This is a genomic window from Candidatus Krumholzibacteriia bacterium (genome assembly GCA_029865265.1).
Classification (GTDB): Bacteria; Krumholzibacteriota; Krumholzibacteriia; order WVZY01; family JAKEHA01; genus JAKEHA01.
Map to the genome: position 1 here is coordinate 1 of JAOUHG010000049.1, position 15204 is coordinate 15204.

Consider the following 15204-nt stretch of genomic DNA (forward strand, 5'->3'; position numbering starts at 1 on the left):
CAAGGGGGAGGGGCTGTCACACCATCAGGGATTCGATCTCGCCCGACGCAAGTCGAGCCCGCGCTCGACCGGGCGCATGCGGCCGAAGGACCGACCGCTCGCCAACGACTTCGTCTCCGACGAGGCGTTCGGCGAGATGCTTCTCGCCTGGTTCGGGAACCTCGCGCGCGTCCTGCTGCCCGGTCGCTCCTTCTATATCTGGGGCGGCTACGCGAACTGCGCGAACTACCCTCCAGCGCTCAAGGCGAGGGGCCTCTACTTCAGCCAGGCCATCATCTGGGTGAAGGAACACCCGGTGCTCACGCGGAAGGACTTCATGGGCAACCACGAGTGGGCGTTCTACGGCTGGCGCGAAGGGGCTGGCCACAAGTTCTTCGGCCCGACGAACGCCGTCGACGTCTGGGCGGTGAAGAAGGTGAATCCGCAGAGCATGGTCCACCTCACCGAGAAGCCGGTCGAGCTTGCGGTGCGCGCGATCCAGTACTCGTCCAAGCCCGGGGAGAACGTGCTCGACCTCTTCGGCGGCAGCGGGTCGACGCTCATCGGCGCTGAGCAGACCGGGCGGCGGTGCTTCGTGATGGAACTCGACCCCGCCTACTGCGACGTCATCATCGAGCGCTGGCAGACGGCGACCAACCAGAAGGCGGTGTTGGAGACGGACGGGACTCCCTTCGAGGAGGTCGCCGCGGACCGCTCGTGGGGCGAGGACTGGCGCCTCCACAAGATCTACCGCGACACGGAGAGCGGCACGCACGGCCCGCGTGTGGGAGGAGGCGAACAAGCGGCTCGCCGCCGAGCGGCCCAACATCGAGAAGGAGATCGAGGGCAACCTCGCGGAGGCGGCGAAAGTCCATGCAGCCACGGACCGCTACTTCAAGGCGTTCGAGGCCGGGAAGCTCAGCCCCGACATCTGCAACGAGAAGGTCCAGGATCTGCGTGCGCGGCTCGAAGAGTTGAAGGGCCAGCGAGAAGATCTCGAGGCGCGCCGGGAGCGGTTGGAGCTGCCGGCAATCGACCGCGAGATGCTCTCATCCCTCGTGGACGAGTTCGAGAAGGTGATGGCAGCCGGCACCAACGCGCAAAGGAAAGACCTCCTCCACCGTGTGGTGAAGAAGGTCCTGATCAGGGATCGTCACACCGTCGAGGTCTGGTACGCGTTACCAAACCGCGACGCGATCGAATACTGGAACAAATGGCTCCCCGGGTAGGACTCGAACCTACAACCCTGCGGTTAACAGCCGCATGCTCTACCATTGAGCTACCGAGGAGCAGTATTGCTGAATTCTGTGGGATCGGGCGGAGGGCCCCGGATCGGAGCGCCTAGAATAGCCGCCCGCGGGCCCAATGTCAACGGCCTTACCGCTTCCCCGCCCGCCTAACCCTTTCCCAGCCAAGCCCTTGCCAGCTCATCCCGGGAGCCTCAGATTCCTTGATCGCTTTTGCCGCCCTGTCCTGCGTTAGCGGGTGAGGGCGGTCTGCGGTCCGATTCCGCGGCGCGCCTCGAGAGTCTCAATTGATCCGGAGGTCCCACAATGGTCCGCAAGTACGCCCTGCTCATTATCCTCGCCGCGCTGGCCGCGCTGACGGCCGCGTGCAGCAAGGACGAACCCACTGCCGTTTCCACCGATCCGGTGGATCCGGCCGAGGTCAACCAGTTCGTCAATTCGCTCCCCGACTGGATTCCGCCGGACGATACCCAGGAGCCCCCGGTGGATCTCGGCGCGGACGAGAACTTCGAAGACAACCAGTACTACCGCTGCACCGCCGTCGAGTACGACCTCAAGCGCAACTTCGAGGACATCATCGCGGTGGGCGCCAACGCCACCGCCCTCAAGCCCGGCATGATGGTACAGGGCAACGGCGTGAAGGGCGGCTCGCTCTCCACCATCGGTTTGGCGCGTTCGCCTCTATCGCTCTCCATCAACCTGGCAATCGACGACCCCTCGCGCGACGTGGCCAACCCGAGCAGTTCCACCATCCAGGACGCCATCGCGTCGTTGCAACGCGCCGCGGACGACCGCCTCGGCAACCTCGATGTGGTCCCCGCGCAGATCAACTTCAAGGCGGAGTCCGCGTTCTCGGTGCAGCAGGCGCTGCTGTCCGCGGGACTGAGCATCAAGTACAACGCGTTGATCGCGAGCGGTTCGGTGGGCGGCTCGCTCAAGCAGTCCACTTCGGTGAAACGGCGCACGGTACTGGTGAAGCTCATGCAGCCCATGTACACCATCTCTTTTGCCGACGACCAGAAGGCGGAGCCGGCCGACTTCTTTGCCAGCAACCTCATGGAGGCCGACTTCGACCGCCAGCGCGAGCTCGGTGTCATGGGCCCGGGCAACCTGCCGTGCTACGTGCAGTCGGTGACCTACGGGCGCATGGTGGTGTATTCCATGACTTCTTCGGAGGCCACCTCGGACGAGGAGTACAAACTGGCGGTGCAGGCGTCCTACGGCGCGTGGTCGGGGAGCGGCAGCGTCAACACGCGGCAGCGTGAACTGGTGCAGAACTCCACGGTGGAGGTGCAGGTGTTCGGCGGCACGCAGGGTGCCGGGCTCGACGCCATCAAGCAGGCGCTCAAGAACGGTGACTTCAGCGCGTTCCTGCAGGCCGCGCCGGCAACGACCGCCGTGCCGCTCTCCTACCGCATCAACGATCTCAAGAACCGCCAGCCCGCCGTGGTGGGCGACGCCACCAAGTTCCAGATCAACCAGTGCGAGCCGGTGAACGACCTCAAGTTCACCGTGTCCCTGGACAGCGTGGTCGTGGTGGACGGTTGCGACGCCGAGGTCAGCTTCGACATCGAGTGCTGGGTGGACGTGAGAAACCCCAGCCAGTTCTACTGGCTGCTGCACAACAGCGGCACGCGCTTCCCCAAGGAAACGCTACCCTCGCTGCACAGCCAGGCGATCTTCACGGTGACCGCCTCGCAGGCGACCACACTGGAGTTCTACACGGGTGTGTACGGCAACAGCACCACGGGCCTGAAGGGGTGGGACAAGGCCACAACGTTCCAGTTCCCGTTTGAACTGGACGAGAACCCGTACCGCTTCTCGCACCTGGACACCGTGGCGGACAACCAGTACCGCAACTGCACCATCGAGGTATTCTATACCATCAAGCGGGAACTGAACTGACGGGTGCGCGCTCACAGCGCGTGCTCCAAACGGGAACGCCGGCGAGGGACCTCCGCCGGCGTTCCTGTTTCTATTTCTTGTACTTCGGGTTGTCGCGGTACAAGCGGCGGATGTCCTTGTGGATCGACTTCCAGCGTTTCTTGGTGTTGTGCGCCTGCGCGGGATCCCGGCGCCGTTGTGCAGCGGCAATCTCGCGCTGGAGTTTCTGGTAGCTGCCAAGACGCTGGTCATCCAGCTCGCCGGCTTCCACGGCCGCGATGACCGCGCAACCCGGCTCACCCTGGTGGCTGCAATCCCGGAAATGACATTCGGTGGCCAGCGCGGCGATATCCGCGAAGAGCGTCTCGACGCCGCCGCCGTCTTCGACCAGGCCGAACTCGCGCATGCCGGGGGTGTCGATGAGCAGGCCGCCCTGCGGCAGAACGACGAGGTCGCGGCGCGTGGTGGTGTGACGGCCCTTCTCGTCGCGGCGCGTGGCACGCGTGTCCTGCGCCTGGTCGCCGAGCAGGCGGTTGGCGATGGACGACTTGCCCACACCCGACGAACCCACCAGCCCGATGGTTTTTCCGGGAGCGAGATACCGGCGCAGGTCATCCAGTCCCTCGGCGGTTACCGTGCTGGTGCGGATCGCCGGCACGCCGGGTGCGATGACAGCAAGTTCGTCCAGCATGGCGGGGACGTCTCCCTCCAGATCGGCCTTGTTGAGTACGATCACCGGCTCCGCGCCACCATCCCACACGGCGGCGACGTAGCGCTCGATGCGCCGGGGATTGTAGTCCCGCGTGACCGCCGTTACCACGAACACAAGGTCGATATTGGCGGCCACCACCTGCACATCCGCGGCGCTTCCCGCGGCGCGCCGTATGAGTGCGGTACGCCGCTCCAGCACGTCATGAATGATGGCGAGATCGTCGCCGTCGCGCACCGCCACCCAGTCCCCCACCGCGGGGCGCGCCTCGGGAGCCAATTCCGCGCGCAGGCGGCCGCGAAGCTCGCCACGCGCGGCCCGGCATCCCAGGAGGCGGTAGACACCCCGTCCCTCGGATGCGATGCGGGCGGGCACGAGCAAGGGGTCATCGAGTTGCTCGAAGCGCTCGCGGAAGAACGTCGCGAAACCAAGTGCGTCGAGTTGATCCAGCATGATCCTCGCATTCTAGCACGCACGCGGTAAGAAATTGACATCCCGCCGACGGGTCCCTAGATTCGCCGGATGATGTTCCGCGCGCGCACCCTTGTACTCATTTCGCTGGTTGCGTCCTCGTGGGCCGTGCCGTCGTCCGCCCAGATCCTCAATACCCTGCGCGGCTTCGATGAGAAGGAGATGGGCTGGTCGGGCGGCGTTGAGGGTGCCATTGCCACCGCCAGTGGCAACACGGACTACTTCGAATTCGAGGTGGGGGGCGCGGTTCAGCACCAGGGAGAGAAGAACCGCTGGCGCTTCCTGGGACGCACCATGCAGCGCACCGCGTCCGGCAACGAGATTGCCCGGAGCCAGTTTGGCCACATCCGCCACAACTACCGGCTGACTCCCCGCTTCTCCACCCTTGCCTTCCTGCAGGGCCAGTATGACCCGTTCAAGCGCATCGAAAATCGCTACCTCGCCGGCGCAGGAGCGCAGACAGACCTGCTCAAAGACGCGGACTGGCGCTCGGTGCTGGGCGCGTCCATCATGTATGAGAACGAGGAGCTGACCGACAACAACGGCATCACCACCAGCGACGCGCGGCTATCGTTCTTTCTCTCGGTATTCCGGGACGTGAAGGAGGGCGTGGACGTGGACTTCGTGGGTTTCTACCAGCCGCTTGTCGATAATCTGGGCGATGCGCGGGCCAGCGTTACGTTTGGCATGCGCGCCGACATCGCGGGCGAGTTGTACACCTTCGTCCGCTACGTCGCGGAGTACGACTCGGAACCGGCGCCGGGCGTGGACGACCTGGACCAGAGTCTGCGCGCGGGGCTGGGCTACAAGTTCTGACGCAGCAGTTCCTTCGCCGCAACGAGGTCGATCTGGCCCGGCCGCACCAACGGAGTCAGCGCGCCGATGGCCTCGCGCAGCAGCGCATCCGCCTCCGCCGTCGGTCCCGACGCCATAAGAGCCTCCGCCAGCGCGATCTGCGCGCGCGCGATTTCAGGATCGCCCGGTTCGCGAAAACGCTGCTCGATGGCCAGCGCCTCGCGGCACCGCGATTCCGAGCCCGCCGTATCCCCGCGAGCCAGCCGGCAACGCCCCAACCCGATCAACGCGCCGGTGTCCCTCGGCCGGGCCTCGGCGGACTCTTCGAAGGAGCGCATGCGATTGAGACTGTCGGTGAACAACGATTCCGCCTCCTCCACCGCCCCCTCCTGACGGCGGATGTCCGCCAGCGTGATCGTTCCACCCGCGAGCCACATGCTGTTGTCCTCGTGCAGGCGGCGCGACAGTTCCACTCCGGACTCGGCCAGAGAGTCCGCCTCTGTCATCCGCCCGAGCGCCGCGAGCGCCTGCGCGCGCCGCACCATGGACACCGACATGGCGTTGCGCTCCACACCACCGGTCACCTCGCGCTGGAAATCGAACGATTCCTTCAGGATGCGGTTGGCCTGGGCGTAGTCGCCACGCTCGTACATGAGCAGACCCTTGTCGTTCATGATGTTGCCCAGAACGGGGTGCTCCGTGCCCACGGCCTGGCGAAGAATCTCCATCGCGTCATCATAGTATCGCTCGGCCTCGTCATAGCGTCCGCGCTCGAGAACGATACGCGCCAGCGATACCAGGCTGTACCCGACCTCCGCGTGCGTGTCGCCGAGGTACTTGCGGCGAATCTCGAGCGCCTCGCGCTGCAGCTCCTCCGAACGCCCAAAATCGCCCAGGCGCATGAGAAGGCGCCCGTACGCGCTGAGTGTGTAGGCGATGTTGGGGTGGCCGTCGGGATACAGCGCGCGGTCGGTGGCGAGAACCTCGTCCCATTGCTCGCGCGCCTCGTCCATGTGTCCCCGGTCGGAATTCAACTGCGCATAGTTGTAGCGGGTGGTCGACGTCTCCGGGTGCCGCTTGCCGAATGCGCGTTCCTGGATGTCCAGCGCACGCTCGAACCAGTCCTCGGCTTCCCCGTAGCGGCTGCTCTCGTGCAGCATCAGAGCAAAGTTGTTCATGACGATGGAGCCCTCGGGCGAGTCCGGGCCCTCGACGCCTTCCCAGGCCTCAATGGACTGGCGGTACAGCGAATCCGCCTCCGCAAATCGCCCCTGGTAGTTCACCGTCAGCGCCAGCATGCCCACCGCCAACGCGAACGGCCGTCGGCCTGGAAGTTCACGGGCAATCGCCACCGCTTCCCGCTCCTTCTTCTCGGCGTCTTCGTAATGGCCCAGTTCGTTCTCGTTGCTGGCCAACGCCGAAAGCGCCAGTGAAAGCTGCTCGCTGCGGTCCCCGTAGATCCTGCGTTGCAGCGCGGCACTCTCCTCGAGCGCGGCGTGCGCCTCTTCCAGCGCACCCAGGTTGGTGTAGGCCTGCCCGATGGTGGCCAGCATGGTGGCCAGGACCTCCGGCTGGTCGGAGAGCTCGCCGTGAACGCGCTTGTTGCCTTCCTCTAGGAGCTCGCGCGCGGTGATGGTCTCGCCCCGCGAGGTATAGGGGTCCGCTGCTTCGAACAGACTCGTCAGGAACTTGCTCACCTCGGCGGCGCGAGCTGCCTCCAGGCGGGCGCGGTCCCGCTCGTGCTCGAGACGTGTTGTATACAGGATGGTGAGCACGGCCACCGTCACGATGAGCGCCGCGGCCGTCGCAACCCCCGCGCGGTTGCGCCGTACGAACTTGCCAAAGCGGTAGCGCGCTGTATCGGGGCGCGCGCTCACCGGACGCCCGGAGAGGTGGCGCTGGATGTCCTCCTGCAACTGGCTCGCGGACGCGTAGCGGCGCTCCGGCTCCTTGCGCAGCGCCATCAGGCAGATGTTGTCGAGGTCGCCCGCGAGGCGCTTGTGGAGCCGCGCGGGGGCAAGACGCCGCGCGCGCGCCACTGTTTCCAGGGAGGCCTCGCTACTCGTGGACCCCACGGTGCCGATCTTTGTGATGAACCGGCTGGGGCGTTCCGCGGGTGTGCCGGCAATGGCGCGCTCGAGTTCCGCGGGCGTGCTGGTGGTGTCGCGGTGGGGGTGGCGGCCACACAGCAACTCGTAGAGCACCACACCCAGCGAGTACACGTCGGTGGCCACGGTCACCGGCTCGCCGCGTATCTGTTCCGGTGAGGCATATGCGGGCGTCATCACGCGCTGGCCGCTGCGCGTGAGCCCGTCTTCGTCCTCGTCCAGCACGCGCGCGATTCCGAAGTCGAGCAGCTTCACGTGTCCATCGCGGGTCACCAGAATGTTGCTCGGCTTGAGGTCGCGGTGCACCACCAGGTTGCCGTGCGCATACTGCACCGCGCTGCACACGGACTGAAACAGGTCCAGGCGCTCTTCGATGGAAAGGCGGTTTTCGTCGCAGTACTCGTTGATGGGATGGCCGTCCACGTACTCCATGGTGAAGTACGGCAGGCCGTCTTCGGTCATGCCCCCATCCAGCAGCGTACCGATGTTGGGGTGTTGCAGGCGCGCGAGAATGCGGCGCTCGGCGTGGAAGCGGGCGAGGATGGTCTCGGAATCCATTCCGCGCTTGATCAGTTTCAGCGCGACCTTCTGCTCGAACGCTCCCTCGGCGCGCTCGGCGAGATACACGGCGCCCATTCCGCCGGCGCCGATGACACCCACGATCCGGTAGGCTCCCACACGCGTTCCCTCGGGGAGCGTGGCGGACTGTGGGCGCGGAGGCGGATCGATGGCGTCGATGGCGCGGCCTTCGAGGAGGCTGTGGGGCGCGTCGTCGGCCTTCAGGAGCGCAACCACCTCGTCGTACAGCGCTCCGTCACCGGCGCACTCCCTGCGCAGGAAGCCCTCGCGCTCCCCTTCCGGGAGTTCGACGGCCTCATTGAAGAGCGCCTCGACGCGTTGCCAGCGGCCGGTGTCCATCAGGGCGTCAACTCGCGGGAGAGCCAGGCGCGCGCGAGCCGCCAGTCGCGGCGCACCGTGGGCACGGAAACGCCAATCACCTCCGCGATCTCCTCGTGCGTGAGCCCCCCAAAGAAGCGGTACTCCACCACCGCCGCCTGGCGGTCACTCAAGGCCTTGAGCCGCGTCAGCGCCTCGTCGAGGTCGATCAGCTGGTCGGCGCGCGTTTCACGCGGGACCAGGTCGTCATCGAAGGTGGTAGCAATCATGTCGCCGCCGCGCTTCTGCGCGCGGCGCTGCTGGGCGTAGTTGATGAGGATGCGGCGCATGGCCTGGCTGGCCACCCCGAGAAAATGGGCCCGGTTCTGCCAGTTGACGCGGCTCTGGTCGACCAGCTTCAGGTAGGCCTCGTGGACCAGGGCGGTGGCGTTGAGGGTGTGGTCCTTGCGTTCCCGGCGCAGCTGGTTCTCGGCCATGCCATGGAGTTCGTCATAGATCAGCGGCAGGAGCGCGTTGACAACATCCTGATTGCCACCGGCGAGTTCGGCGAGCAACAGTGTGATATCCTTGCCGGGCGGAGGCATGGGTCAATGATACACGCTCCGGGGCGATGCCTCCACCCCACCGCGACCTCGCTCTGGACACGGTTCGGGACCTTTTGTAAGTGTTGGCCTATGACCGTTCTCCTCTTTTTCCTCGGTCTGGCCCTGCTCGTAGCAGGTGGCGAAATCCTCGTTCGCGGTGCCTCGCGTCTTGCCCGCCGGGCCGGCATCTCGGAGCTGGTGGTGGGGCTCACCGTCGTCGCCTTCGGAACCAGCACTCCGGAACTCGTGGTGAGTACCATCGCGGCGCTGCAGGACCGCAGCGAGATCGCGGTGGGAAACGTGGTGGGCAGCAATATCTTCAACGTGCTGTTCATCCTGGGCATCGCGGCCCTGGTCCGGCCGCTGGTGGTGGCACGGACCCTGGTGCGGCGCGATATCCCCATCATGATCGCGTCCTCGCTCCTCTTGTGGCTGTTTGCTCTGGACCGGCTGATCTCGAAACCCGAGGCCGCGCTATTCGTGGCGGGCATTCTCTCGTTTACCGGCTACACGGTGTGGGCGGCGCGGCGGGAACCGGCGGAGCAGGATTCCAATCCGCTACCAGCGGGAAGGCTCAGCTGGCTGACGGATCTCGTGAGCGTGCTGATCGGGCTCGTGCTCCTCGTACTCGGAGCACGCTGGCTGGTGAGTGCCGCCGTCACCACCGCGCGCGCACTGGGTGTGGATGAGTCCGTGATTGCCCTGACCATCGTTGCGGCGGGAACAAGTCTTCCGGAGGTGGTCACATCCGTGGTGGCCACGGCGCGCGGGAAGAGCGATATCGCGGTGGGAAACATCGTGGGGAGCAACATTTTCAATATTCTGTGCATCGTGGGAATCTCGGCGATGTTCAACCCGGAGGGATTGCGCGTGGCGCCGTCGGTGGAGAACTTTGATCTGCCCGTGATGATCGTGGTGGCGGTTGCGTGCCTGCCGTTCCTTGCCACCGGACACCGGCTTGCCCGCTGGGAGGGCGCCGTGTTCCTCGGGTATTACGCGCTCTATACGACGTACCTGATTCTCGACACCCGGCAACACGCCGCGCTGCCGCTCCTGGGGTGGGTCACGGCGTGGTTCGTCCTCCCACTGACCGCCCTGACCCTCGTCGTGGTCGCACTGCGCGCACGCAAGCACGCCCCAACACGCCAGCGCTGAAGCACCCGGCCAGCGTCGGCGGGGCTCCCATCACTCCCTCACAGGACTTTGGAGAAGATGAAGCGTTCGATTATCCACGCAAATACGATGCACGCAGGCAGCGTGAACACCCACGCCGCGACAATCTTCCCCGCCACGCCCCAGCGCACCGCGGAGAGGCGGCGGGTGGCGCCCACGCCCATGATGGTGGAGGTGATGACGTGCGTGGTGCTCACCGGCAGCCCCACGTGGCTCGCCCCCAGAATCACCGCGGTGGCGGCGGTCTCGGCCGCAAACCCGTGCACCGGTTCCAGGCGCAGCATGCGCACGCCGATGGTACGGATCACCTTCCACCCGCCCATGGCGGTGCCGAGCCCCATGGCGATGGCGCACACCAGCACCACCCAGCGCGGCACATCGATGGTCGCAATGTAACCGCCGCTGAACAGCGACAGCGTAATGATCCCCATGACCTTCTGCGCGTCATTGGAACCATGCCCGAAGGCCATGAATGCGCTGGAGAGGAGTTGTAATCGGCCGAAGCGCTTGTTCAGCGTTCCCGGCGAGGTATGACCGAAAAAGCGCAGGATGAGTTTCATCAACAGGAAACCCATGGCCAGTCCGATAACGGGAGAGATCAGCAGCGCGGCGAAGATCTTCTGCAACCCGCTTGCGTTGAGAACTCCCCAGCCCGCGTGCGCCGCCGCCGCGCCCATCAGGCTCCCGATCAGGGCGTGCGAGGCGCTCACCGGCAGACCAATGAGAGTCATGGCGCCGTTCCACACAAACCCCGCAATCAGGGCGCTCACCACTACGCCTTCCGTGATACCCGACGGATCGACCACACCTTTGCCGATGGTCTTTGCGACCGCCGTGGAGGCCATTGCCCCCAGGATGTTCATGCAAGCCGCCATGGTCACCGCCCAGCGCGGAGACAACACCCGCGTGGAGACAACCGTGGCGATTGCGTTGGCGGAGTCATTCCAGCCATTGCTGATGTCAAACAGAATGGCCAGGATGACGGTGAGAGCAACGATCTCAAGCATACTTGAGGATTACTGACTCGATGGTGTTGGCAACGTCCTCGCACTTGTCGGTGGCGAGTTCCAGGTGCTCGAGGATTTCCTTCCACTTGATGATGAGGATGGGATCCTTTTCCTGCGTGAACAGCGCAGCGATCTCCTTGCGGAACAACTCGTCGGCGGCGTTCTCGAGCCGGTTGATCTCGATGCAACTCTCGAGTGCGGCCGCATACTTCTTGCGCCGCAACTCCTGCATGGCCCGGTGGACCACGATGGTGTTCTCCTGCAGCGAACGCGCCAGTGCGGTTGCCCCCGGGCGCCCCTGCGTCACCTTGAACAGGGCCACGCGATCGCCCGCGGCCCACAGCAGATCCAGCACGTCGTCCAGCGACGAGGCCAGCGCATGGATGTCTTCGCGGTCGATGGGCGTCACGAACGTCTGTCCGAGCTGCTGCATGACCTCGTGTGTCAGATCGTCGTTCGCGTGCTCGATATCGTGGATACGCTTGATGTGATCGTCGATGTTTTCAAATCTCTCGAACAGTTCGACGAGGATGTTTGCGGCTTCGATGGTGTTGCTGCCGGCTTTTTCGAATTGGGAGAAGAAGTCGACTTCTTTGGGAAAGAACCGGATGGCCATTGACCGAACCCTCCTGGCACCGGTGTATGTGGTGATGCCCAGACCGGGCCGCATTATAGCGGCCCGGTCGTGGGATGCGCAATGGGCTACTTGAGGAGGACGGCCTTGCGAACGAAGCTATCGGCTTCGGTCGTCATGCGGATCAGGTAGATACCCGACGCCACCGGCTCGCCTCGCCCGTCGCGCCCGCTCCAGGTGACACGGTGGACACCCGCCGGGCGATCGCCATCTACCAGCGTGGTCACGCGCGCCCCGGTGACATCGAAGATGTCGATACGCACCGGCTGCCGTGAGGCCAGCGAGTAGCGGATGCTGGTGGAGGGGTTGAAGGGATTCGGGTACGCCGGGAACAGCTCTGTCCTCGCCAGCGGCGCGTCGTCGATGCCCGTCGGCACCACGTCCACGCTGATGGTGTCGGTGGCCATCGCCACCGGCGCGTTGCGCCCCTGGGCCACCCAGGCGTTGTACAGGTCGAGTCCCGCGGTGTTGGTGTGGTTCTCGTCGCGCAGGAACTCGATGTACTCCTTGGAGGTGGTCTGATAGTTGAGGGTCACTTCCACGAAGCGAACCTCGGTGGGCAACGCGTACGTCGTCTCGTCCCAGTATTGCCCATCGGCGTAGGCATAGCCCACCGGCGGCGACTGCACATTGGTGAAGTTGGCGTTGGTGAACCCGCGCGGGGGAATACGGTTGTCCTTGTACACGGTGTCGTTGAGCACAAAGTGGAACGACGGGCCGGCGGGAAGCCCGATGATGGGCGAGAGGCGCTCCGACACACCGATCTTGATCTCGTATATCTTGGCGTCGGCGTCGTGTTCCAGAACCCCGGTGGCGGGGTCGTAGGCCCCGGACTCGTACACAAGCGCATTGCCGGCGTCATACCCCTTCACGTTGAGCCACACGCGCCGCCCCTCGGGATAGCCCGACGGCAGTTTGTGTGCGGTCTCGTTGGTGACCGTCACCGTCACCGTGGGGTTGGGTCCGTCCTGACCCGCGGAGAGCGCGAGTGACGCCGCCATTTGCAGCATCGTCGTGGCCCGTGCCTTGGCGGCCTGGAGTTGCGCGACGTCCACCTCGCCCGGGAAGAAGGTGGGGATGATGTCCGGCAGGAAGGTGTTGCCGCCGGTGAGGTCGTGCAGCGGCAGATCGGTGCGCGTGGGTGCACCGGGTTCGCTGCATCCCTTGCCGCTCACGTCCCGCATGTGGCAGTCCTGGCAGGTGGACACGATCCCGCCCGGCTTGTTGCCGGCGAACTGCGGCGCGTACACGCCGCCGTTGGCGTAGTCACTCTGCGACCACTCGCTGAACGTGCGCTCCACGGGGAACATGTTGCGCAGGTTGCCATCGGGGTGCGGCGCATCCAGCGCGCCGGGCACATAGCGCCCCGGCGCCCCGTCGTACTCGAACACGGGGTTGCTCACGTCGTGGCAGGTTCCGCACGCGTCGGCGCGATGGAAGGGCGACTCGATGAACGCGTGGCTGGCCTGAGCGTCCGCGTAGGGACCGCGCTTGGCCGGATCCGGATCCAGAACGAATTGCCCGTTGGCGGGTTGGACCGGAACGGTTGTCAGCGAATCGAGCACGGCCACGTCCGCCACCGGGCTGATGCCGGGCTTGTAGATCGGATCGACCAGGCGGTGGCAGAAGTCGCACTGCACGCCCTCGCGGTCCCTGGCGTTTATCAGCCCGCCACTGGTGTCCACGGAGCGCCCCTCCGCCCAGCCACCCGGTGTGTGGCAGCGGATGCACAGGTCGCCCACCGAGGGGGCATCCTGTTCGGCGATGGCGAGGCAGGCGAGGAACAGCGGATCGCGCATGGCCTGCGCCATCATACTGCCGCGCCACTGGTACCATGGCTCCACGGCGGAATCGTAGTTGCCGTGGCAGGTGACGCAGTTGGTATCCGCACTCTCGAAGACGAGCGCAAAGGGCTGCGTGCCGGGGAGGTCCATGTCGCGAAACGTGGTGAGGCCGGGCAGCGCGGTGATGGTAAACGTGCCCGCACCCCATGCGGCGCCGTAGTTGCCCGCGTTGTCCTTGGCCATCACGCGAATGATATTCTGCGAACCCGGGCGGTTGGGGATGAACCAGTCGTAGCTGCCATCGTCCGTTTCGGCGAACGACACCGGCCTGAAGGTCACGCCACCGTCGTCGGAATGGTAGATCGTCACCGAGGCAATGCCGCTGGCATCCGAGGCGTTCCAGGTGACCGGCACCACCGCGTTGGCGGCCAGAACCTGCCCGCCGTTGGGCGAGAGCACGGCCACCACCGGCGGTGTGATGTCTTCGGAGCCCATGGGCGTCAGGTAGGGCGTGATCTCCGACACGGTGACATTACTGACCAGCACCTCGTTGCCGGCCTTGAGCCCGGGGAACGTGGGTGTGTTGCTGAACACCGTATTCGTGATCTCCACCAGGCTCGTGTAGCCGTCGTTGTCCGAGTCGAGGTTCTCGATGGACTGAATGGCCTCTTCCGTCGTCGCGTACTGCGCCGAACCGATGGCAACTTCGACTTTGGCGCCATAGGCATTGCGCGCTCCGCCGCCGCCAAAGTCGTAGTGGCACACGCCGCAGTGGCTCGCGTTGCTGGGCAGGTCGTCCAGCCGCGTGCCCTCAGCCGAGGTATAGACGTCAAAAAACGCTCTGCGAATGGGAGGACGGGCGTCGGCGGGCACCGGCGCAAGGGCCGAGACGATCGCCGTGATTGCAAGCGTTGCCGCAATTCCGAAGGTGGCTCTCATTGCTGCCTCCTCGGCGGCCACTGCGACCGGGCAGCCGCGAGAATATATGGTGGGACGGCGCGGCCGGAAAATCAGCGGGCCGGCGACCCAGAAGGTGCCGGCCCGCGTCATGCGTCAGCGGAGGTGGCCGCATTTTCCCCCACCGAACGCGACTAAGCGCCTCTATTCGAGCGCTTCCCGCGCGCGTCCGCCGACCCCGCACCTCCCAGTCACACCCTCGACGATTCGGACGCTAATTCCACAACCCCACACAGGAAGAAGATACACGAGATTGAGACTTTTGTCTCTTTTTTTCTCAAGGTATTTGAGAATTTTTTAACTATTTAAACTGCAATAAGTTAGACAAGCTTTTGCGGGTCCAACACCCCGCCGGGCTCCCCGGGGGAACCCCGGCGGGATGATGCCGAAACAGGGTTAGCGGTAGAGCGCCTTCACCGCTCCCCAGCTCTTCTCCTCGGTGCGAATCGTGCAGCTGCCGAGCACCTGCAGCGCGATATCAGAAACCGTACCCCATCCACCTGAGGTCACCGTGCCGGTGCCGCAGTTGGTGTCCATGAACGGCGGGTAGCCCGCAGGCATCGCCGACGTGTCGGTGGACCCGGTGAACGCGGTATTGTTGATCACATACTCCATGCAGTTGTCATAGCCATCGAACGTGCCCACCATGGTCACGTTGCTGCGAATGCCCAGCAGGTTGCCCATGACGAACTGATACGTGGCCTCGACCCGCAGCGACATCAGCGAGCCGGTGTAATCCTCGGTTCCGTCACCCCACGGACCGTTCTTGGACAGCCAGAAATATCCGCCCACGTAGTCCGTCTGGTAGGTCACGTTTCCCGTTCCATTGCCGTCGCGCGTGTCGGAAATCAGCACCGGCGCCGCGCCAATGGACGCACACCACAGCTTCCACTCCGTGGCCAGCATGGTCCCATCCCAGGAAAGCGCGTGCAGCGTATTGCCGATCTTGCCCGGGGCGGGTGGCGTGGTGACCCA

At 65.0% G+C, this 15204-nt stretch carries 11 protein-coding genes, 1 tRNA gene and 1 pseudogene; 5 read left to right on the forward strand and 8 right to left on the reverse strand.

The genetic code is table 11. From position 1 onward, the window contains the following. Positions 1-76: 76 nt before the first annotated feature. Positions 77-598 (forward strand): annotated as a pseudogene (locus tag OEX18_14395) (DNA methyltransferase). A 163-nt stretch (positions 599-761) separates the two neighbouring features. Then, complete coding sequence (locus tag OEX18_14400) at positions 762-1208, forward strand: hypothetical protein (GenBank protein ID MDH4338460.1); 447 nt, start codon at positions 762-764, stop codon at positions 1206-1208. Here the strand turns inward: OEX18_14400 and OEX18_14405 are convergent. Next, positions 1194-1268 (reverse strand) — tRNA-Asn (locus OEX18_14405). The genes OEX18_14400 and OEX18_14405 overlap by 15 nt on opposite strands. Positions 1269-1532: 264 nt before the next feature. Between OEX18_14405 and OEX18_14410 the strand changes: the two genes are divergently transcribed. Beyond that, on the forward strand, positions 1533-3131 hold the full coding sequence (locus tag OEX18_14410; protein ID MDH4338461.1) for a thiol-activated cytolysin family protein: 1599 nt from the start codon (positions 1533-1535) through the stop codon (positions 3129-3131). 70 nt (positions 3132-3201) lie between these two features. Here the strand turns inward: OEX18_14410 and rsgA are convergent, their stop codons facing one another. After that, the gene (gene rsgA / locus OEX18_14415; GenBank protein MDH4338462.1) at positions 3202-4272 is read right to left on the reverse strand and encodes a ribosome small subunit-dependent GTPase A; all 1071 of its coding nucleotides are present in this window, start codon (positions 4270-4272) and stop codon (positions 3202-3204) included. Positions 4273-4341: 69 nt separating this feature from the next. On the opposite strand from rsgA, the gene OEX18_14420 reads away from it, so the two are divergent. Beyond that, on the forward strand, positions 4342-5106 hold the full coding sequence (locus OEX18_14420; GenBank protein MDH4338463.1) for a DUF481 domain-containing protein: 765 nt from the start codon (positions 4342-4344) through the stop codon (positions 5104-5106). Here the strand turns inward: OEX18_14420 and OEX18_14425 are convergent. Next, the gene (locus OEX18_14425) at positions 5094-8111 is read right to left on the reverse strand and encodes a serine/threonine-protein kinase (GenBank protein ID MDH4338464.1); all 3018 of its coding nucleotides are present in this window, start codon (positions 8109-8111) and stop codon (positions 5094-5096) included. The genes OEX18_14420 and OEX18_14425 overlap by 13 nt on opposite strands. Continuing rightward, entirely contained in the window at positions 8111-8674 is a 564-nt protein-coding gene (locus tag OEX18_14430; protein ID MDH4338465.1) for a sigma-70 family RNA polymerase sigma factor, read from the reverse strand. Before OEX18_14430 ends, OEX18_14425 begins: the two co-directional genes overlap by 1 nt. 90 nt (positions 8675-8764) lie before the next feature. Here OEX18_14430 and OEX18_14435 point away from each other — a divergent pair, with 90 nt between their 5' ends. After that, positions 8765-9829, forward strand: a complete 1065-nt coding sequence (locus OEX18_14435) for a calcium/sodium antiporter (protein MDH4338466.1) — start codon at positions 8765-8767, stop codon at positions 9827-9829. Positions 9830-9867: 38 nt separating this feature from the next. On the opposite strand, the gene OEX18_14440 is transcribed toward OEX18_14435, so the two are convergent. The 4 genes from OEX18_14440 to OEX18_14455 form a co-directional block, all read right to left on the reverse strand. Next, positions 9868-10854, reverse strand: a complete 987-nt coding sequence (locus tag OEX18_14440; GenBank protein MDH4338467.1) for an inorganic phosphate transporter — start codon at positions 10852-10854, stop codon at positions 9868-9870. After that, positions 10847-11470, reverse strand: a complete 624-nt coding sequence (locus OEX18_14445) for a DUF47 family protein (protein MDH4338468.1) — start codon at positions 11468-11470, stop codon at positions 10847-10849. Before OEX18_14445 ends, OEX18_14440 begins: the two co-directional genes overlap by 8 nt. Positions 11471-11556: 86 nt before the next feature. After that, positions 11557-14211: a T9SS type A sorting domain-containing protein gene (locus tag OEX18_14450; protein MDH4338469.1), complete on the reverse strand. Its 2655-nt coding sequence runs from the start codon at positions 14209-14211 to the stop codon at positions 11557-11559. 414 nt (positions 14212-14625) lie between these two features. After that, on the reverse strand, positions 14626-15204 hold a 579-nt coding region (locus OEX18_14455), incomplete at its 5' end, for a hypothetical protein (GenBank protein ID MDH4338470.1).

Coding starts and splice junctions, on each gene's coding strand:
- OEX18_14410 (MDH4338461.1), top strand. CDS start 1,533: ATGGTCCGCAAGTACGCCCTGCTCATTATCCTCGCCGCGCTGGCCGCG.
- rsgA (MDH4338462.1), bottom strand. CDS start 4,272: ATGCTGGATCAACTCGACGCACTTGGTTTCGCGACGTTCTTCCGCGAG.
- OEX18_14420 (MDH4338463.1), top strand. CDS start 4,342: ATGATGTTCCGCGCGCGCACCCTTGTACTCATTTCGCTGGTTGCGTCC.
- OEX18_14425 (MDH4338464.1), bottom strand. CDS start 8,111: ATGGACACCGGCCGCTGGCAACGCGTCGAGGCGCTCTTCAATGAGGCC.
- OEX18_14430 (MDH4338465.1), bottom strand. CDS start 8,674: ATGCCTCCGCCCGGCAAGGATATCACACTGTTGCTCGCCGAACTCGCC.
- OEX18_14435 (MDH4338466.1), top strand. CDS start 8,765: ATGACCGTTCTCCTCTTTTTCCTCGGTCTGGCCCTGCTCGTAGCAGGT.
- OEX18_14440 (MDH4338467.1), bottom strand. CDS start 10,854: ATGCTTGAGATCGTTGCTCTCACCGTCATCCTGGCCATTCTGTTTGAC.
- OEX18_14445 (MDH4338468.1), bottom strand. CDS start 11,470: ATGGCCATCCGGTTCTTTCCCAAAGAAGTCGACTTCTTCTCCCAATTC.
- OEX18_14450 (MDH4338469.1), bottom strand. CDS start 14,211: ATGAGAGCCACCTTCGGAATTGCGGCAACGCTTGCAATCACGGCGATC.